Source organism: Moraxella sp. K23 (assembly GCF_041154765.1).
Lineage (GTDB): Bacteria > Pseudomonadota > Gammaproteobacteria > Pseudomonadales > Moraxellaceae > Faucicola > Faucicola tetraodonis.
The window spans coordinates 54,402-79,031 of record NZ_AP031596.1; the positions used below are offsets into that span (position 1 = coordinate 54,402).

General features: G+C 40.3%; 26 protein-coding genes and 1 pseudogene. 9 read left to right on the forward strand and 18 right to left on the reverse strand.

Going from position 1 to position 24,630, the window contains the following annotated elements; all coding sequences use genetic code 11:
* Nucleotides 1-42 precede the first annotated feature (42 nt).
* From ACAM37_RS11190 to rutA, 5 genes are all read right to left on the reverse strand, one after another.
* Entirely contained in the window at nucleotides 43-1,422 is a 1,380-nt protein-coding gene (locus ACAM37_RS11190; RefSeq protein WP_060994624.1) for a solute carrier family 23 protein, read from the reverse strand.
* A gap of 27 nt (nucleotides 1,423-1,449) precedes the next feature.
* Nucleotides 1,450-2,022 (reverse strand): NADH-dependent FMN reductase RutF, encoded by a 573-nt coding sequence (gene rutF, locus ACAM37_RS11195; protein WP_369626874.1) that lies wholly within the window; start codon nucleotides 2,020-2,022, stop codon nucleotides 1,450-1,452.
* A gap of 132 nt (nucleotides 2,023-2,154) precedes the next feature.
* Complete coding sequence (gene rutC, locus ACAM37_RS11200) at nucleotides 2,155-2,538, reverse strand: pyrimidine utilization protein C (protein ID WP_369626875.1); 384 nt, start codon at nucleotides 2,536-2,538, stop codon at nucleotides 2,155-2,157.
* A 56-nt stretch (nucleotides 2,539-2,594) separates the two neighbouring features.
* Nucleotides 2,595-3,308, reverse strand: a complete 714-nt coding sequence (rutB, locus tag ACAM37_RS11205) for a pyrimidine utilization protein B (RefSeq protein ID WP_060994627.1) — start codon at nucleotides 3,306-3,308, stop codon at nucleotides 2,595-2,597.
* Nucleotides 3,309-3,319: 11 nt separating this feature from the next.
* On the reverse strand, nucleotides 3,320-4,426 hold the full coding sequence (rutA, locus tag ACAM37_RS11210) for a pyrimidine utilization protein A (protein ID WP_060994628.1): 1,107 nt from the start codon (nucleotides 4,424-4,426) through the stop codon (nucleotides 3,320-3,322).
* A gap of 312 nt (nucleotides 4,427-4,738) precedes the next feature.
* On the opposite strand from rutA, the gene ACAM37_RS11215 reads away from it, so the two are divergent.
* From ACAM37_RS11215 to ACAM37_RS11225, 3 genes are all read left to right on the forward strand, one after another.
* Complete coding sequence (locus ACAM37_RS11215; protein WP_060994630.1) at nucleotides 4,739-5,362, forward strand: TetR family transcriptional regulator C-terminal domain-containing protein; 624 nt, start codon at nucleotides 4,739-4,741, stop codon at nucleotides 5,360-5,362.
* Between the two features lie 94 nt (nucleotides 5,363-5,456).
* Nucleotides 5,457-6,230 carry a pyrimidine utilization protein D gene (gene rutD / locus ACAM37_RS11220; RefSeq protein ID WP_369626876.1) on the forward strand — a complete coding sequence of 258 codons (774 nt, stop codon included), beginning with the start codon at nucleotides 5,457-5,459 and terminating at the stop codon, nucleotides 6,228-6,230.
* Nucleotides 6,231-6,269: 39 nt separating this feature from the next.
* Nucleotides 6,270-6,869, forward strand: coding sequence for a malonic semialdehyde reductase (locus ACAM37_RS11225; RefSeq protein ID WP_062335091.1), 600 nt, complete (start codon nucleotides 6,270-6,272; stop codon nucleotides 6,867-6,869).
* Nucleotides 6,870-7,091: 222 nt separating this feature from the next.
* Here ACAM37_RS11225 and ACAM37_RS11230 read toward each other — a convergent pair whose 3' ends face one another.
* The 9 genes and pseudogenes from ACAM37_RS11230 to ACAM37_RS11270 all read right to left on the reverse strand — a co-directional run bounded on the left by ACAM37_RS11230 (nucleotide 7,092) and on the right by ACAM37_RS11270 (nucleotide 13,198).
* A complete protein-coding gene (locus ACAM37_RS11230; RefSeq protein ID WP_099808694.1) occupies nucleotides 7,092-7,319 on the reverse strand; it encodes a hypothetical protein in 228 nt (75 codons plus the stop codon).
* Entirely contained in the window at nucleotides 7,316-7,906 is a 591-nt protein-coding gene (locus ACAM37_RS11235) for a hypothetical protein (RefSeq protein WP_099808695.1), read from the reverse strand. The genes ACAM37_RS11230 and ACAM37_RS11235 overlap by 4 nt, the downstream gene beginning before the upstream one ends.
* A gap of 12 nt (nucleotides 7,907-7,918) precedes the next feature.
* Complete coding sequence (locus ACAM37_RS11240) at nucleotides 7,919-8,809, reverse strand: hypothetical protein (RefSeq protein ID WP_369626877.1); 891 nt, start codon at nucleotides 8,807-8,809, stop codon at nucleotides 7,919-7,921.
* A 177-nt stretch (nucleotides 8,810-8,986) separates the two neighbouring features.
* Nucleotides 8,987-10,152 (reverse strand): IS3 family transposase gene (locus ACAM37_RS11245; RefSeq protein ID WP_099808697.1). Its coding sequence is split into 2 segments (ribosomal slippage): nucleotides 8,987-9,879 and nucleotides 9,879-10,152, totalling 1,167 coding nucleotides; the frame shifts between segments, so codons are not numbered across the junction.
* 24 nt (nucleotides 10,153-10,176) lie between these two features.
* Entirely contained in the window at nucleotides 10,177-11,073 is an 897-nt protein-coding gene (locus tag ACAM37_RS11250; RefSeq protein WP_369626878.1) for an IS66 family transposase, read from the reverse strand.
* A gap of 84 nt (nucleotides 11,074-11,157) precedes the next feature.
* The gene (gene tnpB, locus ACAM37_RS11255) at nucleotides 11,158-11,529 is read right to left on the reverse strand and encodes an IS66 family insertion sequence element accessory protein TnpB (RefSeq protein WP_138018975.1); all 372 of its coding nucleotides are present in this window, start codon (nucleotides 11,527-11,529) and stop codon (nucleotides 11,158-11,160) included.
* Nucleotides 11,526-11,981: a transposase gene (locus ACAM37_RS11260; RefSeq protein ID WP_369626879.1), complete on the reverse strand. Its 456-nt coding sequence runs from the start codon at nucleotides 11,979-11,981 to the stop codon at nucleotides 11,526-11,528. The genes tnpB and ACAM37_RS11260 overlap by 4 nt, the downstream gene beginning before the upstream one ends.
* Nucleotides 11,982-12,019: 38 nt before the next feature.
* Nucleotides 12,020-12,616, reverse strand: a pseudogene (locus tag ACAM37_RS11265) (helix-turn-helix domain-containing protein); the annotation flags it as partial.
* 297 nt (nucleotides 12,617-12,913) lie between these two features.
* Nucleotides 12,914-13,198 carry a hypothetical protein gene (locus ACAM37_RS11270; protein ID WP_309592555.1) on the reverse strand — a complete coding sequence of 95 codons (285 nt, stop codon included), beginning with the start codon at nucleotides 13,196-13,198 and terminating at the stop codon, nucleotides 12,914-12,916.
* A 175-nt stretch (nucleotides 13,199-13,373) separates the two neighbouring features.
* Between ACAM37_RS11270 and ACAM37_RS11275 the strand changes: the two genes are divergently transcribed.
* Together ACAM37_RS11275 and repM are read left to right on the forward strand one after the other, a co-directional pair.
* The gene (locus ACAM37_RS11275; RefSeq protein WP_040403339.1) at nucleotides 13,374-13,613 is read left to right on the forward strand and encodes a helix-turn-helix domain-containing protein; all 240 of its coding nucleotides are present in this window, start codon (nucleotides 13,374-13,376) and stop codon (nucleotides 13,611-13,613) included.
* A 1,054-nt stretch (nucleotides 13,614-14,667) separates the two neighbouring features.
* A complete protein-coding gene (gene repM / locus ACAM37_RS11280) occupies nucleotides 14,668-15,618 on the forward strand; it encodes a replication initiation protein RepM (protein ID WP_282850601.1) in 951 nt (316 codons plus the stop codon).
* Nucleotides 15,619-15,732: 114 nt separating this feature from the next.
* Here repM and ACAM37_RS11285 read toward each other — a convergent pair whose 3' ends face one another.
* The 3 genes from ACAM37_RS11285 to ACAM37_RS11295 all read right to left on the reverse strand — a co-directional run bounded on the left by ACAM37_RS11285 (nucleotide 15,733) and on the right by ACAM37_RS11295 (nucleotide 18,771).
* On the reverse strand, nucleotides 15,733-16,650 hold the full coding sequence (locus tag ACAM37_RS11285) for a ParB/RepB/Spo0J family partition protein (RefSeq protein ID WP_101965244.1): 918 nt from the start codon (nucleotides 16,648-16,650) through the stop codon (nucleotides 15,733-15,735).
* 28 nt (nucleotides 16,651-16,678) lie between these two features.
* On the reverse strand, nucleotides 16,679-17,518 hold the full coding sequence (locus tag ACAM37_RS11290; RefSeq protein WP_095356867.1) for a ParA family protein: 840 nt from the start codon (nucleotides 17,516-17,518) through the stop codon (nucleotides 16,679-16,681).
* Nucleotides 17,519-18,000: 482 nt separating this feature from the next.
* Nucleotides 18,001-18,771, reverse strand: coding sequence for an IclR family transcriptional regulator (locus ACAM37_RS11295; RefSeq protein WP_101965246.1), 771 nt, complete (start codon nucleotides 18,769-18,771; stop codon nucleotides 18,001-18,003).
* Between the two features lie 194 nt (nucleotides 18,772-18,965).
* Between ACAM37_RS11295 and ACAM37_RS11300 the strand changes: the two genes are divergently transcribed.
* The 4 genes from ACAM37_RS11300 to ACAM37_RS11315 all read left to right on the forward strand — a co-directional run bounded on the left by ACAM37_RS11300 (nucleotide 18,966) and on the right by ACAM37_RS11315 (nucleotide 23,571).
* On the forward strand, nucleotides 18,966-20,354 hold the full coding sequence (locus ACAM37_RS11300) for a GntP family permease (protein ID WP_095356865.1): 1,389 nt from the start codon (nucleotides 18,966-18,968) through the stop codon (nucleotides 20,352-20,354).
* Between the two features lie 31 nt (nucleotides 20,355-20,385).
* Entirely contained in the window at nucleotides 20,386-21,546 is a 1,161-nt protein-coding gene (locus ACAM37_RS11305) for an iron-containing alcohol dehydrogenase (RefSeq protein WP_282850607.1), read from the forward strand.
* Between the two features lie 69 nt (nucleotides 21,547-21,615).
* The gene (locus ACAM37_RS11310) at nucleotides 21,616-23,112 is read left to right on the forward strand and encodes a CoA-acylating methylmalonate-semialdehyde dehydrogenase (protein WP_282850609.1); all 1,497 of its coding nucleotides are present in this window, start codon (nucleotides 21,616-21,618) and stop codon (nucleotides 23,110-23,112) included.
* 267 nt (nucleotides 23,113-23,379) lie between these two features.
* Nucleotides 23,380-23,571 (forward strand): hypothetical protein, encoded by a 192-nt coding sequence (locus ACAM37_RS11315; RefSeq protein ID WP_282850610.1) that lies wholly within the window; start codon nucleotides 23,380-23,382, stop codon nucleotides 23,569-23,571.
* A gap of 137 nt (nucleotides 23,572-23,708) precedes the next feature.
* Here the strand turns inward: ACAM37_RS11315 and ACAM37_RS11320 are convergent, their stop codons facing one another.
* Nucleotides 23,709-24,287, reverse strand: coding sequence for a recombinase family protein (locus ACAM37_RS11320; RefSeq protein WP_369626880.1), 579 nt, complete (start codon nucleotides 24,285-24,287; stop codon nucleotides 23,709-23,711).
* Nucleotides 24,288-24,630 lie beyond the last annotated feature (343 nt).

Genomic DNA, 24,630 nt, shown 5'->3' on the forward strand with positions numbered 1-24,630 from the left:
ATCATGAATTATTTTGTTTATTGAATAACTCCAAGAAGCCCCCTAGTGAGTTTTAGTGACACTCAATGCTGGTTCAGCATTCCAATTAGTCGATTCAATGTTTTTGGTATCACTTGTACTATTGATAGCAGGCTCTTCTTTTGAAAAACTGAAAAGTACATTCATCAAAATAGCAATAAAGGTTGCGGTACCGATACCGCCCAAATCAAAACTACCAATATGTAGTGAGTAGTTACCTGTACCCATGATAATTGGTACGGCAGCGACAAACATATTGCTATTTTTACTAAAATCGATATGGGCATTTAGCCAAATTCTTGCCCCTGCAATCACAATCAAACCAAATACCACAATCGACGCACCGCTTAAAATCGCCACAGGAATCGTGCTAATCAAGCTACCAAATTTCGGTGATAAGCCCAATAAAATAGCAAACACCCCTGCAATCACGAATACCACGGTAGAATAAATTTTGGTGGCAGCCATAACGCCAATATTTTCCGCATAAGTGGTCATACCTGTGCCGCCTATTGAGGCAGAAAGCGTGGTACATACCCCATCCGCTAAAAATGCTCGACCCATGTAAGGTGAAATATTTTGTCCTGTCATTGCACCAACGGCTTTAAAATGCCCTAAATTTTCAGCAATCAAAATAATAAACACAGGGGCAATCATCAAAATAGCGTTGGTTTGAAACACAGGATGATGAAAAGTTGGTAAACCAAACCAAGCCGCATTGGCAACTGGTGCAAAGTCAATGGGTTTACCGAGTCCCATCACATTGGCGACCAAAAAGTAAATAATATAAGAAACTACCAAACCCACCAATAGCAACAGTCGACGTACCATACCTTTGGTAAATACCGCTACTGAGCTAATGCAAAGCACGGTCACTAATGCCATCCAAGCATCAAAATTACTGCCTGACACACTCTTGATTGTAACAGGGGCTAAGTTCAAGCCAATAATCATCACAATCGCACCCGTCACCACAGGTGGCATCAGTCGCTCTATCCAATCTGTACCCGTTTTCATAACAATCAAACCGACAATGGCATATAAAATGCCACAAACGATGGTACCGCCCAATGCCAGTTCAATATTCGGGTTAGCCCCTGTACCACTATAACCTGTTGCCGCAGCAACCGCCCCAATAAAGGCAAAACTTGAACCCAAGTAGCTAGGTACATGGCCGCCTGTTATTAAAAAGAACAAAATCGTGCCAAAGCCTGTTATCATCATGGTTAAGCTTGGGTCAAACCCCATTAGCAAGGGTGCAAGAATAGTCGCACCAAACATAGCAAAAGCGTGCTGAGCTCCTAAAATGATATTTTTACCCATGGGTAAATATTCATCAATCTTGACAGGTGTCGTCTCGATATTACCTTGATAAGGTCGCCATTTTACAAACCAATTTTCCATATTGCCCCCTATGTTTGAGTTAAGTAGCTAATGATTGACTTTACTTAATTGATGATAATCTCGGTTAAAATAAACCAAGCTTTGCGATTCAGGTTTATGTCGAATATCCACCACTTCACAGATGAAAATATCGTGCGTACCGACCGTGTTAATGGCTTTAACTTCACAGTCAAAGGATAAAATAGCATCTTCAAGTACAGGTGAGCCTGTTGTTAAGGTCGTCCAATTACCTTGAGCAAAACGTTCTAGCATGGGCGTTTTACCACCAAACAGATTACTCAACTCTTTATGTTCTAACGCCAAGGTATTCACGCACAACACTTTGTTATTTTTAAAGGTTTGATAAACAGAGGCATTTTTATTCAGACACACTAACAAGGTGGGTGGCGTATCGGTCACACTACATACCGCGGAAGCGGTAAATCCGGCCTTACCAGCAGCACCATCCGTTGTAATAATATTTACCGCAGCTGCTAAATTACTCATTGCATTACGATAATTTTGCTGGGTTTCATTCAGTTTGGGTTTTAATAACTGGGTTGAATCACTCTTAATTCTAGCGGTACCACCCAAAGCTTTTTCAATATTTAATGAATTCATGGTGTCTCCCCTGCACACCAAGCATAGAAATGGGTGATTGCTATGCTTGGGTTAAGATTAAAGCGGTAATTTTTTACACTAGATGATTAATTGACAACACCTTCGGTCAAAGCCACCTTTAGTTAAAGTTATTTAGCCAACATGGGCAATAGAAGCGATTTCGACTAACGCATCAGGTTTAACTAAACCACATTGAATACAAAAACGAGCAGGTTTGTCATTTGGGAAAAATTCGGCATATACCGTATTAACCGCTGCATAATCCGCCCAGTCTTTTAAAAAAATAGAATTAAAAGTCACATCGTCCATTGTGCCGCCTGCTGTTTCAATCACTTTTTGAATCGTGGTTAATACATGACGGGTTTGAGCTGCCGCATCACTAACATGCACCACGTTATTGTTTTCATCAAACGCAAGCGTCCCTGATACATACACAATATTGTCTGCTTTGGTAGCAGGTACATAGGGTGCTAATGGTTTGCCAGTGCCTTCTGGGATAATGACTGTTTTTGCCATGATAAAATTCCTTATATTGAGTTGTTTATTTGTTAATAATTGATTTTATTTATTTTCTATGGAAAACAGGATTCCATATTTGCGACATTACTCACCCAACCAAAAAAGGTTTTGACGTTGTAAAGTGTGGCGTCATGGGCTTCACGAGGGCCTGCTTGATAACACGCATCATCCAATAAAATGCCGAAATACTCTAAAAAGTAGCCGTCTCGCAAGGTGGATTCAACACAAACGTTGGTGGCAATGCCTGTAAAAATTAAATTACGGATACCACGGACACGCAACATGCTATCGAGACTGGTATTGTAAAAACCGCTATAACGGGGTTTATCAATAACAATATCATCTTTACTGGGCGACAACTCATCGATTAAATCATAGTCCCAGCCACCTTTTGCCAACAGCTTGCCATTGAGTTCTGGTTTTTGTCGCATGGTTTTTAGGGCGTTTGATTTATGAAAGTTCGGTGAGCCTTCACCGCCTGCTTCCACATAATTCTCATCCCAACCATTACGAAAAAAGATAACTTGGATACCTGCTTTATGAGCAATATCAATGGCTTTTTTAATTTGGGCAACGACAGGGGTGGTCTTAGACACATCAAACCCTGCCAAGTCCAAATAGCCACCCATACTGGTATAAGCATTTTGCATATCGACAATGATGAGAGCCGTTTGGGCTGGATCTAGTTTGATAGACTCTGGCTCAGCTTTTAACACAGGTGCAGTTTCTGAAGTAAAATTTGCACAAACGATAGATTCAGAATTCATTTTATTGCTCCTTAAGCCACTGATTTGCTGACTTGACTAGCAATTGGACTATCCACATCAATGCGACTTTTCATCAAAGGTTGAATGCGAGTACCAAAGTCCTCAACGCCTTGGATAAAATCATCAAAAGTCAAAAGAATACCGTCCGTGCCTTTAATTTCAGCGATTGCATCGAGCATACTGGCGACTTTCTCGTATGAACCCATCAGCGTACCCATATTGATATTGACAGGCGACACGCTTGACGCCATGTGGCGAATATTGGTATCACTGCCCGAAGTCTTATCTTTGCTACCTTGGTCTTGTAACCAAGCAATTGCTTCCATATCTGCCCCTTCGTTATAGCTTTGCCATTTAGCCTGAGCCTTTTCATCCGTTTCATCGGCGATGACCATAAACAGTACATAAGTCGAGACATCACGACCTGTTTTATCGGTTTGGGCTTTTAAGCGGTCATTAATGGGTGCATAAGCAGTTGGGGTATTTAAGCCTTTACCAAACACAAAGTTGTAATCGGCATATTTTGCTGAGAAGGCTAAACCATCATCGGATTGACCTGCACAAATGATTTTCATGTCCGCTTGTGGCATAGGTTTGACTTGGCAATCATCCATGTTAAAGAATTCGCCTTTAAAATCAGACTGCCCTGTTTCAAACAGTTGTCTTAAAATTTGGACATACTCGGATAAATATTGATAGCGTTTGCCAAAGTACTCCTCCCCTGGCCACATACCCATTTGGCTATATTCAGGTTTTTGCCAACCTGTTACCACATTCAAACCAAAACGTCCATTTGAAATCGAATCAATGGTTGACGCCATACGAGCGACAATCGCAGGTGGCATGACTAGCGTTGCGGCAGTTGCGTAGATTTTTATTTTTGAGGTGACGGCGGCTAAACCTGCCATCAAGGTAAAGGTTTCTAAGTTATAATCCCAAAATTCGGTTTCGCCACCAAAGCCCCGCAATTTAATCATCGACAGGGCAAAATCAAAGCCATAGTGTTCAGCACGTTGTACGATTTCTTTATTTAATTCAAACGTAGGTTTGTACTGTGGTGCATTTTTTGAAATAAGCCAACCGTTGTTACCAATCGGACAAAAGATACCTACTTTCATATTGTTACCTTCCTTCTTCTAAGAATGCTTGTATAAATGAATTTTGGGGTTATGAAAAAAATTATGAAATCAAAATTTCTCATATTTTCTCTATTGCATTTAGCGTGCCAATATTTAATACTATTAAAATCAATATTTTATATAAATTTTATAAAATTTAAATTTGACCAAATGGTCAAATTCATTCATCATATTTGTGCATATGCTTCAAACAGGTGCAAGGTAAAGGTGATTTTTTGGTGAAATTTAACAGATAATGTTGTTATCAATCGGCAAACAAAGCTTAAGATTTAAACGAATAAGGCAATTGTTATGAAAAACGCAATCAATCCAGAAACTGATAAAACAAGCCTCAAACGCAAAGAGATTTTACAAGCTGCCTTGGTCGAATTTTCTCAATTGGGGCTTAATGGAGCCCGCATTGAAACGATTGCCAAAAAAGCCAATATGTCAAAGTCTAATTTATTGTATTATTTTGATAATAAAGAAGATTTATATGTTGTCGTTTTAGAAGATGTGTTGACAGAATGGTTAACGCCACTTGCTGGACTGGAAACCAAAGCAGAACCAAAAGAGGCTTTGAAAAATTATATTGCCGTCAAATATGAGCTATCCAAAAATAACCCCGAATCTTCAAGGCTATATGCCCTAGAAATTATGCAGGGAGCCCCGCATTTGATGAACGTATTAAAAGGACCACTTAAAAAACTGGTTAAGCAAAAGGTTCAGGTCATCGAGACATGGATAGAACAAGGGAAACTAAAAGCCGTCTCTCCCTATCATCTTATTTTTCATATTTGGGCGGTAACCCAGCATTATGCGGATTTTGCTGTGCAGACTGACGCCGTCGTGGGTAAGACTTTATCCAATAAAAAATTTACCACTGAGGCAAAACAAACCAGCTTTCAATTATTGGTTGATAGTTTAATCCCTTAGCAAAGGTGTTTTCACCCACGTTAGTATTGGTATGATTCTTGAATAGTTCATTTTTAGTTGATTAGGCATTAAAAATGGATAAAGGCAAGAATGTATGACAGTAGAAATTTTTCCCTGTAACGATAAATCTATTACAAAAACGCTGGTTTTTAGCTCTGGTTTAGGCGGTCATGCGAATTTTTGGCAACCGCAAATTGACTTTTTTACCCAACATTTTCAGGTGTTATGTTATGACCAACAAGGCGTGCAGCAAGATAGCGAGTTATTGTCTTCTAACTATCAGCTCAAAGATTTAGCGACTGAACTTGTTGACATTTTAAAGTGTAACAATTTATCCAGTTGTCATTTTGTCGGTCATGCACTCGGTGCTTTTATTGGATTAGAGGTCGCAGCCCAAGCGCCTCAATTATTAGAAAAATTGGTTTTGCTCAATCCTTGGGATGAACTCGATTTTTATACCCTAAAATGTTTTAACTTACGTCAAAGTTTACTTGAGCATACAGGTATTGGGGCATATGTTAAGGCCCAAGCCATTTTTTTATACCCACCGCAGTGGATTTCAGAAAATGCCCAAATTTTAACCGAACAAGAAAATCAAGCCATTGTAAAATTCGCACCCATACCCAATGTTCTGGCTCGCTTAAACTCCTTAAAAGCCTACCAACCCAAAACAACCGCAGCAACCGTCAATCATCCAACTTTAGTGATAAGCAATGCCGATGACACCTTAGTGCCTTGGCAACGGGGCCTATCACTGACTCAAAATATGCCCCATGCCAAATTTAACCTGATGGCGACAGGCGGTCATGCTAGCACCGTCACCCAAGCAGCGATGATGAATCAAACAATTTTAAAATTTTTAATCTAGTTAACTTTTAACCTAACCAAATAGAAAAAGGATAAAAAAATGTCTGTATATAATCAAAGTCTTAGCGATGAAAGTTTAAATCAATTATTTCATCAAGCTAGAACATTCAACCATTGGCAAGACAAACCAGTTTCAGATGAGATATTGCAACAACTTTATGACTTGGTAAAGCTCTGTCCAACATCGGCTAATTGTTCGCCCGCTCGCTTTGTCTTTGTCAAATCTGCCGAAGCCAAAGAAAGATTAAAACCTGCTCTGTCTTCAGGGAATGTTGAAAAAACCATGAATGCCCCTGTCACTGTAATTGTCGCCTATGATGAATCTTTTTACGAAAAACTCCCTCAACTATTCCCCCATACCGATGCTAAATCATGGTTTACCTCTAGCCCCGAGATGGCAAAAGAGACCGCCTTTCGTAACAGCTCGATGCAAGCGGCTTATTTGATTATGGCTTGTCGTAGCTTGGGACTCGATACAGGCCCGATGTCTGGCTTTCAAATCAATGTGGTTGATGCCACCTTCCTAGCAGGTACTCAGTGGAAATCTAATCTATTAATTAATATAGGCTACGGTGAAAAAGAGAAACAGTATTCACGCTTGCCAAGATTGGCTTTTGAGGAGGCTTGTAAAATCGTATAATATAATTTTTGTTGATTATTTTATCTCTTATTAGAAACCCAAACATAGTTTTGGGTTTCTACATTTAAAATTTTTCTAAATCCATCTTTTAAAGAAATAGTCGTTTAGCCACCCTTCTGTAATAACTTATTATCCATAAAAAAGTCACAAACTATACTGAGCATAAGTTTTTTACTACTCCCAACATTCATTATGTTAAATACCAATCTTTCTTGTCTCACATTATCTCATTCTAAATCTTGGTACGTTATCATTTTTGCGCTCTTTTGGCAGCGTTTTAACTTCATCTTTGAGCTCATTATACCAGTCCAAACTCTGTGGACGGCTATTAACATAATCGGTTTTCTGTTGAGGCGATAATGGCTGCTTGGTCTCAGTATTGATTTTAACCACATTGCTAAATTGATTGCTTAGGCTATTAAATAATCGCTTGAGTAAATTGATGATCAACTCAATAATTGCTTTAACTGCATTGTGTAACTGGTTAAATCCGACTGCAACTTTGTCAATTCGCTCACTTTGTCCGCTAAATCCGTTTTTAACGTTTCTAGCTCGCTGATTAAGCTTTCTAAGCTTTGCTGCTCGCTGTTGCTCTGCGATATACTGCTGTGTAATGTCTTTATCGAAGCCTCTAAATCTGTCAGTGACTTTTCGAACTCGCTTTCGTCGACGATTTGTATAACATCCAAGCGGGTCAAGGTTGATTGGATCTTGTCTTGCAAGTTTTGAAATTCTTCTTGTCCTTTTTTCAGTGTTTCTATCTCGGCGGTCTGAAGCTTGTCTAATTCGTTCAAGTACTCGTTGATTTGCTGGTTGTGTTGCTGGGTTTTTTGCTGTATCTGTTGGTCGAGGTGTACTAACAGTTGTTGATATAAGCTGGGCAACATCAATTCCAGATGTTTTTGTACCATCTTGTCGATTGTCTGCGGTTGCTGCTCTTTGAGTTGGTTGAGCGTCTGGCTCACTTGGCTGTACAAATCGCTCGACAGCTTGTTTAAGCTTTCGGTAATGAGTTGCTGGGTGGTAATGGGTTGCATGGTTATTTTTCTCTAATTGGGACGGTAATACGGGTTTTGGCTGATAAATAAAGTCGGATAGCCAAAACCGTTGTTCTGACACACGGCGTTTTTTGGATTTTTGGGAGTGATATTGATACCACCACCATACACCGCCTGGATATCCGTAAGGGCTTGGGCTTGATATTGAAGTGGTGTACGATTGATTTGTTGGTTGAGTAAGGTCAATTCCTTTTGACTTTGGTCGACCAAGATCTTGGTCTCTTGCCAATCCTGGTACTGGCTGTAATTCATCAGAGTCAGAATCAGCATCAGCAGTATCAATCCCCCCAATAGGCTGCCCATCACGATTCCTAGGCGCAGTTTGTTGCGTGCCATTTGCCCAATCAGCGCCCTGCTCTGTTGTTGGCTGTCCTCGATAGCTTCGATATCCGCTTGATGATTCGCCTCCATCTGCGCCCGTAGGGTTTGTTGCTGCTGTTGGTGATGCTGCAGGGTGGTTTGTGTCTCGTTGGTTATGGCTTGATGCAGTTGATTGCCCTGCTCCGTCAGGTGAGTTTGAATGTGCTGATAATCGTCGCTCGTCTGCTGCTTGAGCTGATCCATTTGCTCCAACATCCCAAGCAAGGCCTGTTTGGCGCTCTCCAAGGTCTGACAGGTCTGATTGAGCCAGCTTTGATGCTGCTTTAGATGACTGTCGCTTAAGCTTCGACTGCTCTTTTGATACTGCTCGAGCAGCTCGCAAATTTTCGTCATACCGCTGATAATATCGTTCTCGACGTTTTTCAAGCTCGCTTGGAAAAATTGTTTCTGCTGTTCTAAGCTGGTCTTCTCTTGTGCCTGCTGGGATTGGATTTGCTGCTTGGTTTGGGCCTGTGCGTTGTGCAATGTAGCTAATAATGGATTGGGTGATGTCTCGCTCATAAATGACACCTTTAAGTTTTATATTTTTTTTGGTGGGGTCAGGGTTTTTAATACTGATACTGTCTTTGCCTCTGCGAGAGATTTCGAAACCGAAGTCTTCAAGCAATTTTGCAACGTCATCTTGACAGGTTAAAGGCTCGTCGGTTTAAGGTACTCCCCAATGTCTAGACCAAATAATCACAAAATTAAGATAGAATTGGGTTGATAAAGCACAGTATTAACCGAACTATTGTTATCTAAATAAACCTGTGCAGGGGTATGGTAATCAAGCGACTGATGCAATCGCTCATAGTTGTAAAACTCAAAATAGTCTTTCAAACCAACTCTGGCTTGACTGACCGTATCAAACTGGCGTAAATACACACATTCGTATTTCACTGATCGCCACAGTCTTTCTACAAAGATATTATCCAACGCCCTGCCGCGACCGTCCATGCTTACAGCAATGCCCGAATCAATGAGTGGCGTGGTAAATCTTGGACTGGTAAACTGCGAGCCTTGATCCGTATTAAAAATCTCACAGCGTAACCCATTGTGCAGTAGTTTACCCACCGTATCAATGCAGAAATCTGCCTCAAGCGTGGTAGATAGCGACCAACCTAAAACATAACGGCTGTACCAATCAATCACCGCCATCAAATACACAAACCCTTTAGACAGGCGAATGTATGTGATATCGGTACTCCACACTTGGTTACAGCGGGTGATGGGTACATTCCTAAGCAAATAGGGATAAACTTGATGCTCAGGATTGGGTTTACTGGTGTTAGGACGCTGGTAGATGGCATCTAGCCCCATTTGCCGTAATAGTCTGCGTACTCGCTTGTGATTGACACGATAGCCTAATTGCCTCAAATACGCTGTCATGCGTTTGACCCCGTAAAATGGGGTTTTGGTATATTGTTCGTCAAGCAGGTTCATCAGGGTGATATCAAGCTCGCTGATGGGCTTTGGCTGATAGTACAGGCTTGAGCGGTTAATACCAAGCAGTTTACATTGCTTACGGGTACTAAAATCTTTACTATCAGGCTCTAGTAGTTGTTTACGAGACTCTAAGTGAGCTGTGAGGACTTTTTTTTAAGCCAGTCTCTCTCACTAATGACTTGCCCCAGTTGCCGATGCAGTTCATCGATAATGGCTTGCTGGGCTTGTTCGTTATCTTGCTGTTTGGTGTTAAAGGCGGTTGGTATGACAGCCAAGGCTTGCTTTTTCCAGTTGCTGATTTGGGTTGCATGAACACCGTATTCAGCAGTCAGCTCATTGATCGTTTTTTGCTCTTTAATTGCTTCAACAGCAACTTTGCTTTTGAATTCAGCATTATGACGTTTACGAACTTTTGTCATTAGATAGACCTCTTTTCTTAAGGGCTATTCTATCTTATTTGCTACGAATTTTTGGTCTAGTTTTCGGGGAGTATTATATCCCACCCAATCGGCTAAGGTCGAATCAGATAAATATACCCCACTACGCTGATAAATCAGGCTTTGGCGATACAGGGGTAAATGGTCAGCGTATTTACTGATAAGCACATGAGCCAGTAGCGCAGGCGTCGCAACGCTTTTATCGATGATTTGGGCGTCGGTTTTGGCTTGAACCAGCTTTTCACGGTTGCACTCAGCGTTACGGCAAATGTATTTAGGATAAACATGACGCTCACGGTAAAACTGCTTTGGCTTAAAGCCAAGTTTGTCTTGAACATCCTGGCCAATTTGCGTCATTTGACAGCCACACTCACAGGTAATTGACGGTGGTTCGTGGATGATAGTGTGAATGTCAAGGTTGTCAGGAATAACGATGCGTTTTTGTCGTTTGGGCTGAGTCGGCTTTTTGGATTGAATGTCTGTGCTATCGTTGTGTGTGTTAATCGGCTTGCTAGCAACCAGTTTGGCTCGCTCGTCATCGCTAAGCTTGGCTAGGAAGTTGTCATGGGCTTGTTCAAGCAATGCAAGGTCTTCTAAGGCGGTTTCTTTGTTTAGGTGGTCTTGTTTGGGGGTTAAGCCTTCGCTTTTTTGCCCAAACAGCCGATGGATAAGACGTTGCTGTTTGGTGATGGCGTCAGTGAGCGCTTGGTTAATGCGAGCAAGCTTAGCTTCGTATTGCTGCCTTTGAGCGTCCATTTGTTGTTGGTATTGCTGTTTGAGTTGCGCTGCTTGCTGTTGGTAATGTTGTTTTTGTGCGTCAAGCTGCTGTTGAAGCCGAGCGTTTTGGGCTAATAAATCAGCGTAGCTTGGGGCAGTTGGGTCGGATGGGTGGGCGGCGGTCATGACATGAGTTTGCCATAACCGCCCTGCATTGTCAGTAAATAGGCGGTGATAGTTGAGATTTAGCGGCTTTATGATAAAGTCAGCTTAGGTAAGCGGGGTGAGTATATCTTTGCCTAGGTTGTGCCAAGGCAAACCACTAACCAAGGCGTTAAATTGCTCGTGGCTGATGGTGAGTCCTGTGGTTTGGTTGGATGGGCTGTGATGTCGCATGAGACGTTCGCCAAGTCCGTGAAATTTGCCATCATCGAGTGTTCGGGTGCATAGCCATATGCCCAGGCCGTCATGGATGAGTATTTTTAGCCGGGTGCCTGCTTTGTTGTAAAATAGGTAGGCACAGTTTGGGCGGATGCCTGGGTGGTGCTGTAGGATGAAGGCGAGTAATTTGTTACTGCCACTTCGCATGTCCATGGGAGTGGTGGATAGCCATATTTGTTGGGGGTTGATAAGGGGGTTCATTGTAGCCCTCGCAGTAATTCAATAAGGCTGTAATTGTCAATTTGGTCGATGGTGAGTTTTATGGGCGTCCCGTTATGGCTGGGAATTTGTAGTTCTATACCTGTCAGGACTGATGACCTAGATGTGATGAAATCGGTGATTTGCTCACGGTTTGGTTCTGGCGTTACGTTAACAGGGATGAATGTTGAGTTGTTGCTGGAGGCGTTGTTGTCGATGCGTGCGGGTAGTCGGTCAGTTTGGGATTGTTTTCCTTTGTGTTCACGTTTCCAGTTGTGTAAGAGATTCTGGTTGATGCCGTTGTCTCTGGCAATGCTGGCAATAGACCGCCCTGAGACTTCGGCTTCTTGTACTAGAAATTCTTTGAATTCGTCACTGTAGGTCTTGCGCTTGGGTTTGTTGGTTGCCATTTTAATGTCCATTTGCTGAAAATCATGGACATTATGTCGCTTCATCTAAGAGTGCAGTAGAGGGGATGGTCGGGGGCTTACAATTCAAGTCCACGATCGGTTTGTACTCTTTGAATGGAAAATGGCATTTCCTCAATCACACAATCTAAAAAATCCAGCGTATTGGCTGCAGTACGGCGGTTATAGAGCCTAAGTACCCGATATCTAGTACAGTCATCAATTGAGGTGTATTGATAAAGCCCAGATGCTATTTTACAGGTATCCATTTGGACTCTATCTCCTGGTAGTGGGCGTTCATACCGTAGGTAATCTGCCTTACGACGAAATTTCTTAATCGGTTTGACTTGGTGATTGGTTAATACTTTATGAATCGTCGCCAAAGATAAGGATATTTGATGAAGCCTTATTAGTTCCGTTTGCAAACGTCTAGCTCCGAGATTTCTACTAGACCGCATTTGTAATAATAAATCTTCAATGTGTTGATTAACTTTGGTATTAGGTGATTTAAGCGGACGCTTACTTTGGCTTGCCAAACCATCAATACCTTGTTCAGAGTATCGCTTCCACCACTTGCGTAACGTTGGTCTTGAAATACCACATCTACGACAAACTAGACCAGCATCATTCGTGTCTTCAAATAATTTAATCCATCCGAGTCTTTGTTGAATTTCTTTGTTCATAGTCTCCGATTATATTGAAATGATGTCTATGAATCATACAGTGGGTTTGGGTGTCATAGATTTTGAAGTGGCTGACCATTTCGCTAAGTAACGGTGCACTGATGTTGTAATACTGACAGATATGTGTGATGTGATCTAAATGATTGCCGTGAGTCTCTAGTGGGGTTTCAAAGTAGTCACGCACAATGATGGTTTGTTGTTCACTGATGTGGTTTTTTGCAAGGTATTTGTAGCCCATATGATTTTCCTTTCTTTAGGTTAGGCTTGTGGTTTTAGCGGTTGTTAAGGGGACTTGTTCTATGCTATTTCTGGCATAAGTTTTAGAAATTTATGTTCAAGCTGTCGGTATTTTTCTTGGTCGTCGTTTACGTCTATGTCGTCTAATATTTCTGAAATCCATGTTTGAATGGCTTGGGTGTTGTTGCAGCGTTTGATGAGTCCTAGAAACAGGTAAAGGTTGTCACCTGGTTGTATCCGCTGTTCTTTGATTAGTTGGCTTGTAAGCTTATTAATTTGCTGTTGGCGGTTTTTTCTTTGGTCAAGTTGGTCATAGAGGTGTTGGATGACGGGGTTTGGGTGCATTTTTGTGCTCCTTGAATTTTTTGTTGTTCGATTGGAAAATTATCTCAAGTATGGGATAATAGTTGAAATTGGGAATTTATATCTAAAAATAAAATTTATTCCCTAATTTAGGAACTATATTAATATTATTTTATTCCTAAATCAAGTATTTATTTTCGTTTTTAGGGATTTTATTGTGATAAAGATAAATTTGCCTGTTTTATTGGCACAACGTGGACTTAAAGTTGCCGATATTGATAGAGATTTGGATATAAGTCGTTCGACCCTTTATCGTTTGTATAACAATGATGTGATAAAAATTGATATCGATGCCATTGATAAATTATGTAAGTATTTAGATTGCGCACCAGGTGATATTATTTTGTATGTAGATGATGACGAATCCCAGCACAATAAAAAAGAGCAACCCTATTAATTAGGTTGCTCTGTTCCCTACTACATAGCTGTATTTCAGTATCATACGCCATTCAATAATCCCAATGATGACTTTTCACCATCCCCTGCCATACCGTAACACAGGCTAACGCATCGGCTGCTGCTCGGTGCGCATTGCTATGTTCTACCCCAAAGTGTGCATAGCCTTGCTTAGGCTAAAATAACGATTAGATTTCAGTGTGTGTTCTTTAAACAATTGCAACTTGGGTATTAGTAAAATTAGCTCTCCCCATCCACTCATATGGGTGAATGCCATAGACCTTTCATACGCTTGTACTAGAAGGTCTATTCGTGTAGATAAGTATGTAGATAATCAGGTTTATAGAAATATAACAAAATGCCATTTCAATAATTTAGTCATTTTGCCCCACCCGCCCGTGTTTTTGTTATGAAAGTAAAAAGGGTGATATTGATCTAATTGGTTAAAGATGGTATGGATTTGAGATTGCGTATCCGCTGTTATTTAGTTTTAAGTCATCAAATTTATATATAATTGGCCAAGGTCATCATAAAATCGCTAATTTAGCCATTTAACATGTTCGCTTGCGGCGTTTTAGTCGTTTCTTTAGGTTTTCGATAGTGCCCCATCATAAATTAACTACAGCCTCAATACGTTCTCGTGATGAGTCTTTATCTAAACCTGAAATCGAGTGTTTCTCACCCTCTGTTTTGTAAAAAAGTGACATAAATGGCTAATACGTGATTTAGATACTAATTATTATCATTGAATGAATAAATATAACCCTTATTTCGCAGATTTCAATTAGTTCTAAAGATAGATAAAAAATTAGACAATATGTTTTACTAGTTTTTTTAGCTTTACAAGCTTTACGGTAGTTTTTTTTACATTAAAATCAATGGCTTATTACCAATTAAAAGAGTTTTAGTTAGTCATTAAAAGAGTTTTAGTTAGTCATTAAAAGAGTTTTAGTTAGCCATTAAAAGAGTTTTAGTTATAATTTAATGAGCCTGTATATTTACTCTTTAAAAGGAAAGAGTTATTATTCTCTTTAAGAAAATAAGAGTGTATCGATATGGCTGACTTAGTTGTAAAAACCAATCATTTAAATACGGTGCTACAAAATTTATCGCTTGCTGAGATTAGGATTATGCAATTAGCAATAATTGATGCACGTGAGAACGGTAAAGGTCTTAATGCTAATGATCCTTTATTTATATCAGCTCAGCGATATGCAGAAGCATTTGAAACAACTACTGAAAACGGCTATCTAAGGCTTAAGGAAGCCAGTATACATCTTTTAAAACGCTATTTTAGTTTCATTAATCCAAGAAATAATCTTGTGTCAAGTAATTGGTTAAGCCAAGTCGAATATCTTGAAAACAGAGGAGGTATTGAAATTGTTTTCACCCCGGCAGTGGTTGAAGGTATTACTAGAATTGATGGGGCAATCGATTTTTTTACCAAATACTTATTAAGTAATACTATTAAGTTTAAAAGTGTTTACAGTGTAAGGTTATATGAACTTATAACGCAATTTAGAAACAAGCGTAATGGAAAAACAGACGAATTTCCGTTGGAAATTTTTAGAAAACAATTAGGTATAGAACCAAAGCAGTATCAAGGCATGAGTGATTTTAAAAAATATGTTTTAGATAAAGCTGTTGGAGAAATAAATGAACATAGCGACTTGTTAGTCGGGTATGATCAGATAAAAGACGGAAGAACAATTACAGGGTTTTGTTTTAAATTTGAAATTAAAAAGCAGAGTGTTAATAAGCAAAATAATATTGATAATAAAGCATTGTTGATAGAAAACTTAAGTGATAAACAGATTGCTAGAATTACACATAGCAAAAAATTCATATCCGATTATTCTAATATGGTTAATCCACAAAGTCCTGCTAACCAGTCGTCAAATTCTTGGATAGAGGAAATGTCTAAACGTTTGATAACTCATCCTGGTGACTTTATAAAACGTCCTTTGCAAGAGTATTTAGACGATGAACAGGCTAATAGATTTTAGTAATCGAAATCAAAACTAAATAATACTAATTACTTATAAAAAGAGTTTTTGTTAGTTAAGAGTCAATTCGTCTACTAGTTACTAACCAAAACTCCTTTTATTAAAATTTGAATTTTAAGAAGAGATTAAAGTTTCGAAGAATTTTTCAATCGCTTGTTGATGTTGATCTAAAATATCATTACTAAATTCAATTGTTGTCTTATTGAGATTTTTCTTAATTTGCCCCACTTTTTTGCCATCTATTGCAAATATTTTGACGGTACGATTACCGTTTTTAATATTATTACCTTTGTTGCCTTTTACTCTGATTTCGATTTCATTAAGTATGCCGTTTTGTTTGAGACCTTCTGTTAGTACCAAATCTAGAACCTCATTTAGTATCTCTACCATTTTTTCACTAGCTATATCATTGTTCTTAATAAATTGCCCTATCTGTTCTGCAGTTTTTGCAGTTAATAAAGTGGGAGAATTATCGAGACGTTGCTGTATCTCTAGGGGTAATTTCTCAAAAGATAATAATCGGTATAGGTCTTGGCGTGAAATACCTAGCGTATTTGCATATTCGGATTTGTTTGGAAAACCATTTTTAAAAGCTATGACGGATTTAGCGATTTCATAATCTGTTAAATCTTCTCGGTTAATATTTTCTGCCAAGGCTAATAAGCTATTTTTTTCGTCAGTGGCATCCATCACTATACAATCAATGTAGGGTTTTTCTAATAATTGAAAGGCACGATATCTTCTTTCGCCTGAAATAATTTCGTACTGATTGCTTTCACCGCTTGATCTTACAATGATTGGCTGCAGTAAGCCTAGTTCTTTTATGGAGTTAGCCAGGCTCTGAAGTTCTAACTCATCAAAAACCATCCTTGGTTGGAATTTATTAGGTTTAATATTTTCGAGTGCTATTTGGACATAAGTATTAGCGCCCGTCACAAAAATATCTCTACTATTAGAACCTAAATAGTCGTTTTTTAATTTTTCTTGATCTTGTGCCGATTTTTCTGCCAACAATTTTGCGAGTTTGCTCATAAATAATCCCCATTGGTATTTTTAAAATTTACTTGTTTTGTCCACTTGTGGACACATCGGAGATAAAGCCTATTTCTTTTGCCACCCATTTTGCCAAATCCCTAAATTGTCTAGCGATTGATGACTGAGTATCGATATCACTGATACTCAGATGTAGCTTTGCTGCTTGGTCGATTTTTGCACTACTCGGAATAGTAATTGGAATCACTTTACCTAGAGCAATTTCTAACTCATCGCGAATATTGCGGCACATTAATTGTCTTTCATCGTGTCTAACTAGTAGAGCACCTAATAGGTTTAGAGTTGGATTAATACGCTTTAAACTGTCAATATAGCGTTGCAATTCAACTACTCCATACATGCCGTATTGAGAGCCACTAAAAATAGGGATGATGTAGTCTGTCGAACAAGCTAGAGCATTACTAGTTAAAATTTCTAAGCTAGGTGGGGTATCTAGTAAAATAACATCATATCGGTTTTTTAATTTATCAATTACCTCTACGAGAACTTCCATGGGTCTAGGTTCTCTTTCTCTAATTTTGTCCTTATCGATTGTTAGTTTTAAAGAACTGTAAATTAATGAAACGCCATCAAAATGCGTAGTGTCATGAATTGACTTTTCTATAAGGTCATCTTTGGATACAGGATTATCATAGTTAGGTATAATCAAATCTCGAATACTAATATCTATTTCACTTGGATGTTTTAAACCAATGTGAGTACTGGCATTTTCTTGAGGGTCTAAGTCGATAACTAAAACCTTCATACCAAGCTTAGCGAGTTCTGCTGATAGATGAACAGTTGTGGCGGTCTTGCCACAACCTCCTTTATGGTTTGCAATAGTAATGACTCTCGCTGATTTATTCATAATTTTTTACTCTGCCATAAGTGTCCACATGTGGACATATTTGAATTATGAATATTATAAAGTGAAAAAATGAAAAAAGCATTATAAAATATAATGCTTTATAATTAAAAATGTGTCCACATGTGGACACTATAATAATCTTGATTTGAGTAAAATAAGTAACGATTTTCAGATAAATATGCTAACAAGATTAAATATATATATTCGTAAACGAAGAGAAAATTATTAAGAATAAATTACCGATATTAAGCCAAGCAAAAGAATATTCGACCACTCAAATTTTTGGAATAACTTCAAACTTGTAGAAGTCATCAAGTTTCCCCTGAAATGGTTTTGACTGAGTAAGCGAACTTCTCACACGATAACCTCCATCAACTCAAATCTATCAAGTGTTTTTCTTCATTATTGACAATTGATAGCAGCGTTCGAATATTTTACATTTTTTTTTCAGATATTTACCTCATCAATCATCTGAAAGTAATTTACATACTTTGCCTTTGAAAAATCTGCTGCAATGCTAAGGCAGCTTCCTGCATCTGTGGCACATAGCTAAGTAGCTCATCTAAGGATTTACGGATTGTGGGACCATGAGTAAACACCGTTGCAAAAACAGGATTATCACCATTGGGGATAGGTACTGCACAGGCGACCATGCCTGGTATAAACTCTTCATTGTCGGTCCCCACTTGTGAGTGCCGAATACTATCAATTTTATCTAGTAATATATGCTTATCCACCAAGGTGCTTTTGGTCAATGCATGTATAGTCATGCGATTGATAATTCTGTGGCATTCATTGTCAGGCAACTGGGCTAATAACAGCTTACCGCTGGCACTTGCCCAAATGGGCACATGTGTCCCAGCGGGTAAATAAATCTGTAACGGCCAATTTGACAAGACCCGATCTACATACACCACTTCTAAGTCTTGCATAATCGCAATGCCTACTGTTTCATCAATTTGATCCGATAATTTTTGCAAAACAGACAGCCGCTCGGCTTTGTAATGACCAGTCTGCCATAAATTCATTGCAAAACTGTGGGTACGCTGACCACAGATAATTCTGCCTTGGATGTCAAATTGCAAAAATCCGGTACTTTCCAGTTGTCCGACGAGCCGATGAGCGCTTGATAAAGGGATATCTAAGGCTTGTGCCAAATCTGCAATACTTAATGGAATCTGGGAATTGGCTACAAGCTCAATAATATGTAGCACGCGTTCAACGCTGGAGCCTTTCTTTTTTTCTGTTGTCATACCGTCTCTTTTACCAAAGAATAACTATCTTAGCTGCGAAAAATATACGCCTCTGCCTTTGATGTCAACAAGATAGGGTAAAACAGCACGAATTTATTCAATCATCGCTTGTACACTAAAAAAATCTATGATAATTTATATAATGAGAATATAATTCCCATTATATATTTTTATTACTTGCACAAGGAATGTGTATGATTAGCTTACTAGGCATATTATTGTCTTTGTCTCTCTTAATGTATTTGGCATATAGAGGACATAGCGTTATTTTATTAGCACCGATTCTAGCTATGTTAGCTGTTGTGCTAAGTGGCGAATCCAGTACGATGTTAGGAATTTATACCCAGATATTCATGAAAGGCTTGGGTGGGTATATTGTAAGTTTTTTCCCCTTGTTCTTACTTGGTGCGGTCTTTGGCAAACTGATGGATGATTCAGGTTCAGCCTTAAGTATTGCAGAGTATTTAGTAGCGAAGCTAGGAAGCAAGCAAGCGATGCTAGCAATCGTCTTAGCATGTGCCATTTTGACTTATGGCGGGGTATCGTTATTCGTAGTAGGTTTCGCTGTCTATCCGATTGCAGCACAGTTATTTCGTAAATTAAATATACCTAAGCGGCTAATTCCAGGCGCGATTGCGTTGGGTGCTTTAACTTTTACGATGACTGCACTACCTGGAACACCCGCGATCCAAAATGCCATTCCAATGCCTTTTTTCAAAACAGATGCCTTCGCAGCACCTGTACTAGGCACGTTAGGCGGCATCATTATGTTGATTGGTGGCATGATTTGGATGAATCGGCAGGCAAAACTGGCAAGCATAAGTGGTGAAGGCTATGGTAACCACCAAGAGAAGTTACCCGTTTTAGAGCAGCACAATGTGCCATCCATTTGGGTTGCATTGATACCCATTATTCTGGTTATTCTGATCAATTTTTTGTGTACGAAATGGTGGCTGCCAAGTTTGGATAGCAGCTACTTAGCCACCGAGAAATTTGGCAATATGCCTTTAAGCAAAGTGCTAGGTATTTGGTCAATCGTGATTGCTCTAGTGGTCTCTTGCTTGGCACTCATTACTTTAAATTGGCAACGCTGGAAAGACCTAAAAGAGTCTTTGAGTAGTGGCGCATTTGGCTCGTTACTTCCAATATTTAACACCGCCTCCGAGGTTGGATATGGTTCAGTGATTGCGACATTAACTGGTTTTGTGATTCTTAAAGAGTTTTTATTGGGTTTATCACCGGGTAATCCACTTATCTCAGAGGCAATTTTTATTAACGTGATGGCAGGTATTACCGGATCGGCCTCAGGTGGTATGAGTATTGCGTTAAACACGATGGGTGAGACTTACTTACAGTTGGCTCACCAATTTGGTATCAACCCAGAGTTGATGCATCGCGTGGCATCAATCGCTTCTGGCGGTTTGGATGCATTGCCGCATAATGGGGCGGTGATTACCTTGTTGGCCATCTGTCAGCTGACGCATAAAGAATCCTACAAAGATATTTTTATGGTTGCTGTAGTCATTCCGGTAATCGCACTCGTGGTTGTTATCACTTTGGGCACCCTATTTGGCTCTTTATAACTTCACCTTCACACATAAAGGAATATGAACGATGTCTAGCACCATCCTTTTACCCAGAATCATGGAAGTAGGCTATGAATCCTACAAAAGCTTACCTTCGATACTTGAAAAACTGAACGTCAAAAAACCCCTGATTATCACCGATAACATGATGGTGCAATTAGGCTATGTCGCCAAGGTCCAAGCCGTATTACAAGAAAATGGCATCGCCTCAGATGTCTTTTCGGATACCGTGCCAGAGCCGACTGATAAGTCGATTGAAATGGGTATCAAAAAAGTACAACAGCAAGCGTATGATTGCGTGATTGCCCTAGGTGGCGGCAGCCCCATCGACAGTGCTAAAGCCATTGCCATCTTGGGTAAGTTTGGCGGTGAGATACGCGATTATAAGTTTCCTCGTCAAGTCAATGAAGCAGGCTTGCCAATAATCGCGATACCTACCACTGCAGGTACAGGGGCGGAGGCAACCAAATTTACCATCATTACTGATGAGCAAAAAAATGAAAAACTGCTATGCGTCGGTACAGGTTTTATGCCGATTGCAGCGGTGATTGATTATAGCTTTACCATGAGTGTGCCACCGCGTACGACTGCAGATACGGGGATTGATGCGATGACCCATGCCATCGAAGCGTATGTTAGCCAAAAACGTAATGTTTACAGCGACCAGCAAGCGTTAGCCGCGTTACGACTCATTGGCTCAAGTCTGCAAACTGCTTATCATGATGGTAGCAACCAAGCCGCCCGTGAGGCGATGATGCTTGGATCGACCTTGGCGGGTATTGCCTTTTGTAACTCATCCGTGGCACTGGTACACGGTATGAGTCGTCCGATTGGGGCATTTTTCCATGTGCCTCATGGGTTATCCAATGCCATGCTACTGCCTACTATTACCGAGTTTTCGATTCCTAATGCCCCAGAGCGCTATGCCGATTGTGCTCACGCATTGGGTATCACCGCCGCTGATGACAGTGTTGACACTGCCAACCAAAAATTGATTGAATTTTTAAAAGCAATTAATCAAGAGTTTGAAGTACCAACCTTACAGTCTTTTGGCGTCGAACGCCAATATTTTGATGGTGTGCTTGATACCATGTGCGAGCAAGCATTTGGCTCTGGCTCGCCCAATAACAACCCTCGCGTTCCAGATACGACACAAATGCTATCGCTGTATCGTAAACTTTGGGACTAATTAACCACTGACACTATTTCATCTTACCCTATTTATCAAAACTAGCTATTTATCCAAGGAGGATTACTTATGCAAACCATCGGACACTTTATAAACGGCGAGCTCATCGTAGATGACAGCCAAACGCAGCCGGTTTATAACCCATCGACTGGCGAAGTGAGCAAACAGGTTGCCATCGGCGGTGCCAAAACCATTGATGACGCAGTCGCTGCTGCTAAAGCCGCTTTTCCCGATTGGCGTAAAACGCCGCCCCTAAAACGGGCTCGGATTATGTTTAAATTTAAAGAGCTACTTGAACGCCATGCTGACGAAATCTGTCGTCTAATCGGTGAAGAACACGGCAAAATCGTGCATGATGCGGCAGGTGAATTACAACGTGGTATCGAGAATGTGGAATATGCATGTGGGGCACCCGAGCTGTTAAAGGGTGAACACAGCCGCAATGTCGGACCTGACATCGACTCATGGAGTGAATTTCATCCATTAGGTGTTGTCGCAGGTATCACCCCCTTTAACTTTCCAGTGATGGTGCCGCTCTGGATGTTCCCCATGGCGATTGTATGTGGCAACACCTTCGTATTAAAACCGTCTGAAAGAGATCCTAGTGCGTCGCTATACATTGCCCAATTGTTAAAAGAAGCAGGCTTACCCGATGGTGTATTAAATGTGGTCAATGGTGGCAAAGACGCTGTCGATGCGATCTTGACTCATAAAGACATCCAAGCAGTAAGCTTTGTCGGCTCCACCCCTATCGCTGAGTATATTTATAAAACTGCTGCAGCTAATGGCAAACGTTGTCAGGCATTGGGCGGTGCCAAAAACCATGCGATTGTGATGCCCGATGCTGACTTAGACAACGTGGTGAATTCATTGCTAGGGGCAGCGTTTGGCTCATCGGGTGAACGCTGTATGGCGCTGTCAGTGGCGGTAGCAGTAGGTGATGAGATTGCCGATAAAATGATTGCGGCACTAAAAAATGCGATGCAGCAGCTAAAAATCGGGGTACATTCAGACAAAGCCAATGACTTTGGGCCCGTGATTACCCATGAACACAAACAAAAAGTACTAGGGCATATCAAAAGCGCCTCAGAACAAGGTGCGTCGGTATTGGTGGATGGCTCACGTACGACACCAGCAGGCTATGAAAACGGATTTTTTGTCGGTGCAACCTTGATTGATAATGTGACGAAAGAAATGAGCAGTTATCAGGCAGAAATCTTTGGCCCTGTCTTACAAGTGATGCGAGTACAGACTATGGATGAGGCGATGACACTCATCAATGAGCATGAATATGGCAATGGTACCTGTATTTATACTCGGGATGGCGAAGCAGCTCGCTATTTTACTGACAATATCCAAGTAGGGATGGTCGGGGTGAATATTCCATTGCCTGTGCCAGTGGCGTATCAAAGCTTCGGTGGTTGGAAGCGTTCATTATTTGGTGACTTGTTTATGTATGGTCCCGACGGTGTTCGTTTCTTTACCCGCCGCAAAACGATTACCCAGCGTTGGCCAAGTGCCAGTGTTCGCGAAGCTCAGCAGTTTTCAATGCCAACGCTGAACTAAGCGCTGCAGAAAACTAGCGAATTTTAACGTTGTTATCGGTCTTCCTACCCGAAATAGCGCTAGTTGCAAAAAGAAGCGGTGTTGGGTAGTTAGGATAGGTATCTTCTTTGAGGTCAAAGCAAAGCTGTTTACTCGTCAACAGCTTTGCTTGCCCAATTATAAAGTAGGACTATTCAATTTTTAAAACACCCCTTAAGGATCTATAAAAACTACTGGATAGAAACAGGCAATGCAACATTCTTAATTGACAAACTCATTGACGAGTGAGTGAACCTTGCGCTAATCGAAAAAGCATTTGTTGATAACAACGTATTGTCCAGTTTTGACGTCGGTGACATCAGCCCTATTGCGTTATTGTTTCAAACGGCCAACCATATCATTCATCAGATAAGGATAGAATTTAACCAACAAACGCATACTGTCGTATTTGATAGGGAAGACTCCATTGAAAAGAATTAGCCTAAGCTAAAGATTTCATATTGATTGGGTGATGTTAATATTAATGATTTCTATTAAAAAGGTAAGCCTCCGATCATTCCCGCTACTGCGTGCCTAGATGAAGCGAGATAATGTCCAAATTCTGTGCTGAACCCCTATCAACTCCCTATCACACCCACATTAAGACTTTTCACCGGCACCAACCGATACAACGTCTGCGGATGCACCCCTAGAATTCTTGCCACCTCAGGATACGTCCGCCCACTCGACAACTCTCGGCGAGCGAGTTCCAACTTCTCCTCACTCACCCTAGGCTTACCCGGGACTTTACCACGGCGACGCGCTGCCGCAAGACCCGCCTTTACCCGCTCTTGAATCAGCTCACGCTCCATCTGACCCAGTGCTCCTAAAATATTAAAATACAACCGACCGGCAGGTGTGCTGGTATCAATACTCTCGGTAATACTCACAAGCTGTGCACCCGCCGTCCGAATTTGCTCACTGATTTTAATCAAATCGGGTAGGGAGCGACACAACCTATCTAACTTCCAAACCACCAAGGTATCACCGTCGCGTAAATAGCCTAACGCATCTGTTAACCCTTGGCGTTCTTTTACACTACTTATCTTATCAGTAAAAATTCGATCACAGCCATATTTACTCAAAGCATCAAGCTGCAAAGACAAATCTTGCTCCTTGGTTGACACCCGAGCATAACCAATTACCTGAACCGTCAAAATACCCTCCTAAAAAAATAGCCAACGACGCAGTAACGAAATAGTCGACAAATACCCACCCTCTGAAAAATATCGACTAATTTTAACTCACCTTATAACCATAACTAAAAGTTATCCAGATATACGAGATAATATCTAAAAAGCATAAATTAAAATTTAGAATAAAAATATTATTGTCAATACATAAATTACAATAAAATACAAAAAACGTTTACTAACGTAATATCATTGATAGGTTTTTATTGAAATAAATAATAGACAATATTATTGAATAAAACTGGGGTAAAAACAATTAAAATTGCTAGCCTTGATTTATTCAATAATAACAGGTGTTTTTGTTGAA

Bases quoted from the DNA above. Each gene is read 5' to 3' on its own strand.
- ACAM37_RS11190 (WP_060994624.1), bottom strand. From the start codon at position 1,422: ATGGAAAATTGGTTTGTAAAATGGCGACCTTATCAAGGTAATATCGAG.
- rutC (WP_369626875.1), bottom strand. From the start codon at position 2,538: ATGGCAAAAACAGTCATTATCCCAGAAGGCACTGGCAAACCATTAGCA.
- rutF (WP_369626874.1), bottom strand. From the start codon at position 2,022: ATGAATTCATTAAATATTGAAAAAGCTTTGGGTGGTACCGCTAGAATT.
- ACAM37_RS11225 (WP_062335091.1), top strand. From the start codon at position 6,270: ATGTCTGTATATAATCAAAGTCTTAGCGATGAAAGTTTAAATCAATTA.
- ACAM37_RS11270 (WP_309592555.1), bottom strand. From the start codon at position 13,198: ATGCACCCAAACCCCGTCATCCAACACCTCTATGACCAACTTGACCAA.
- ACAM37_RS11235 (WP_099808695.1), bottom strand. From the start codon at position 7,906: ATGCAACCCATTACCACCCAGCAACTCATTACCGAAAGCTTAAACAAG.
- ACAM37_RS11310 (WP_282850609.1), top strand. From the start codon at position 21,616: ATGCAAACCATCGGACACTTTATAAACGGCGAGCTCATCGTAGATGAC.
- ACAM37_RS11285 (WP_101965244.1), bottom strand. From the start codon at position 16,650: ATGAGCAAACTCGCAAAATTGTTGGCAGAAAAATCGGCACAAGATCAA.
- rutD (WP_369626876.1), top strand. From the start codon at position 5,457: ATGACAGTAGAAATTTTTCCCTGTAACGATAAATCTATTACAAAAACG.
- ACAM37_RS11300 (WP_095356865.1), top strand. From the start codon at position 18,966: ATGATTAGCTTACTAGGCATATTATTGTCTTTGTCTCTCTTAATGTAT.
- tnpB (WP_138018975.1), bottom strand. From the start codon at position 11,529: ATGAACCCCCTTATCAACCCCCAACAAATATGGCTATCCACCACTCCC.
- repM (WP_282850601.1), top strand. From the start codon at position 14,668: ATGGCTGACTTAGTTGTAAAAACCAATCATTTAAATACGGTGCTACAA.
- rutB (WP_060994627.1), bottom strand. From the start codon at position 3,308: ATGAATTCTGAATCTATCGTTTGTGCAAATTTTACTTCAGAAACTGCA.
- ACAM37_RS11250 (WP_369626878.1), bottom strand. From the start codon at position 11,073: ATGACCGCCGCCCACCCATCCGACCCAACTGCCCCAAGCTACGCTGAT.
- ACAM37_RS11305 (WP_282850607.1), top strand. From the start codon at position 20,386: ATGTCTAGCACCATCCTTTTACCCAGAATCATGGAAGTAGGCTATGAA.
- ACAM37_RS11260 (WP_369626879.1), bottom strand. From the start codon at position 11,981: ATGAAGCGACATAATGTCCATGATTTTCAGCAAATGGACATTAAAATG.
- ACAM37_RS11240 (WP_369626877.1), bottom strand. From the start codon at position 8,809: ATGAGCGAGACATCACCCAATCCATTATTAGCTACATTGCACAACGCA.
- rutA (WP_060994628.1), bottom strand. From the start codon at position 4,426: ATGAAAGTAGGTATCTTTTGTCCGATTGGTAACAACGGTTGGCTTATT.
- ACAM37_RS11290 (WP_095356867.1), bottom strand. From the start codon at position 17,518: ATGAATAAATCAGCGAGAGTCATTACTATTGCAAACCATAAAGGAGGT.
- ACAM37_RS11215 (WP_060994630.1), top strand. From the start codon at position 4,739: ATGAAAAACGCAATCAATCCAGAAACTGATAAAACAAGCCTCAAACGC.
- ACAM37_RS11295 (WP_101965246.1), bottom strand. From the start codon at position 18,771: ATGACAACAGAAAAAAAGAAAGGCTCCAGCGTTGAACGCGTGCTACAT.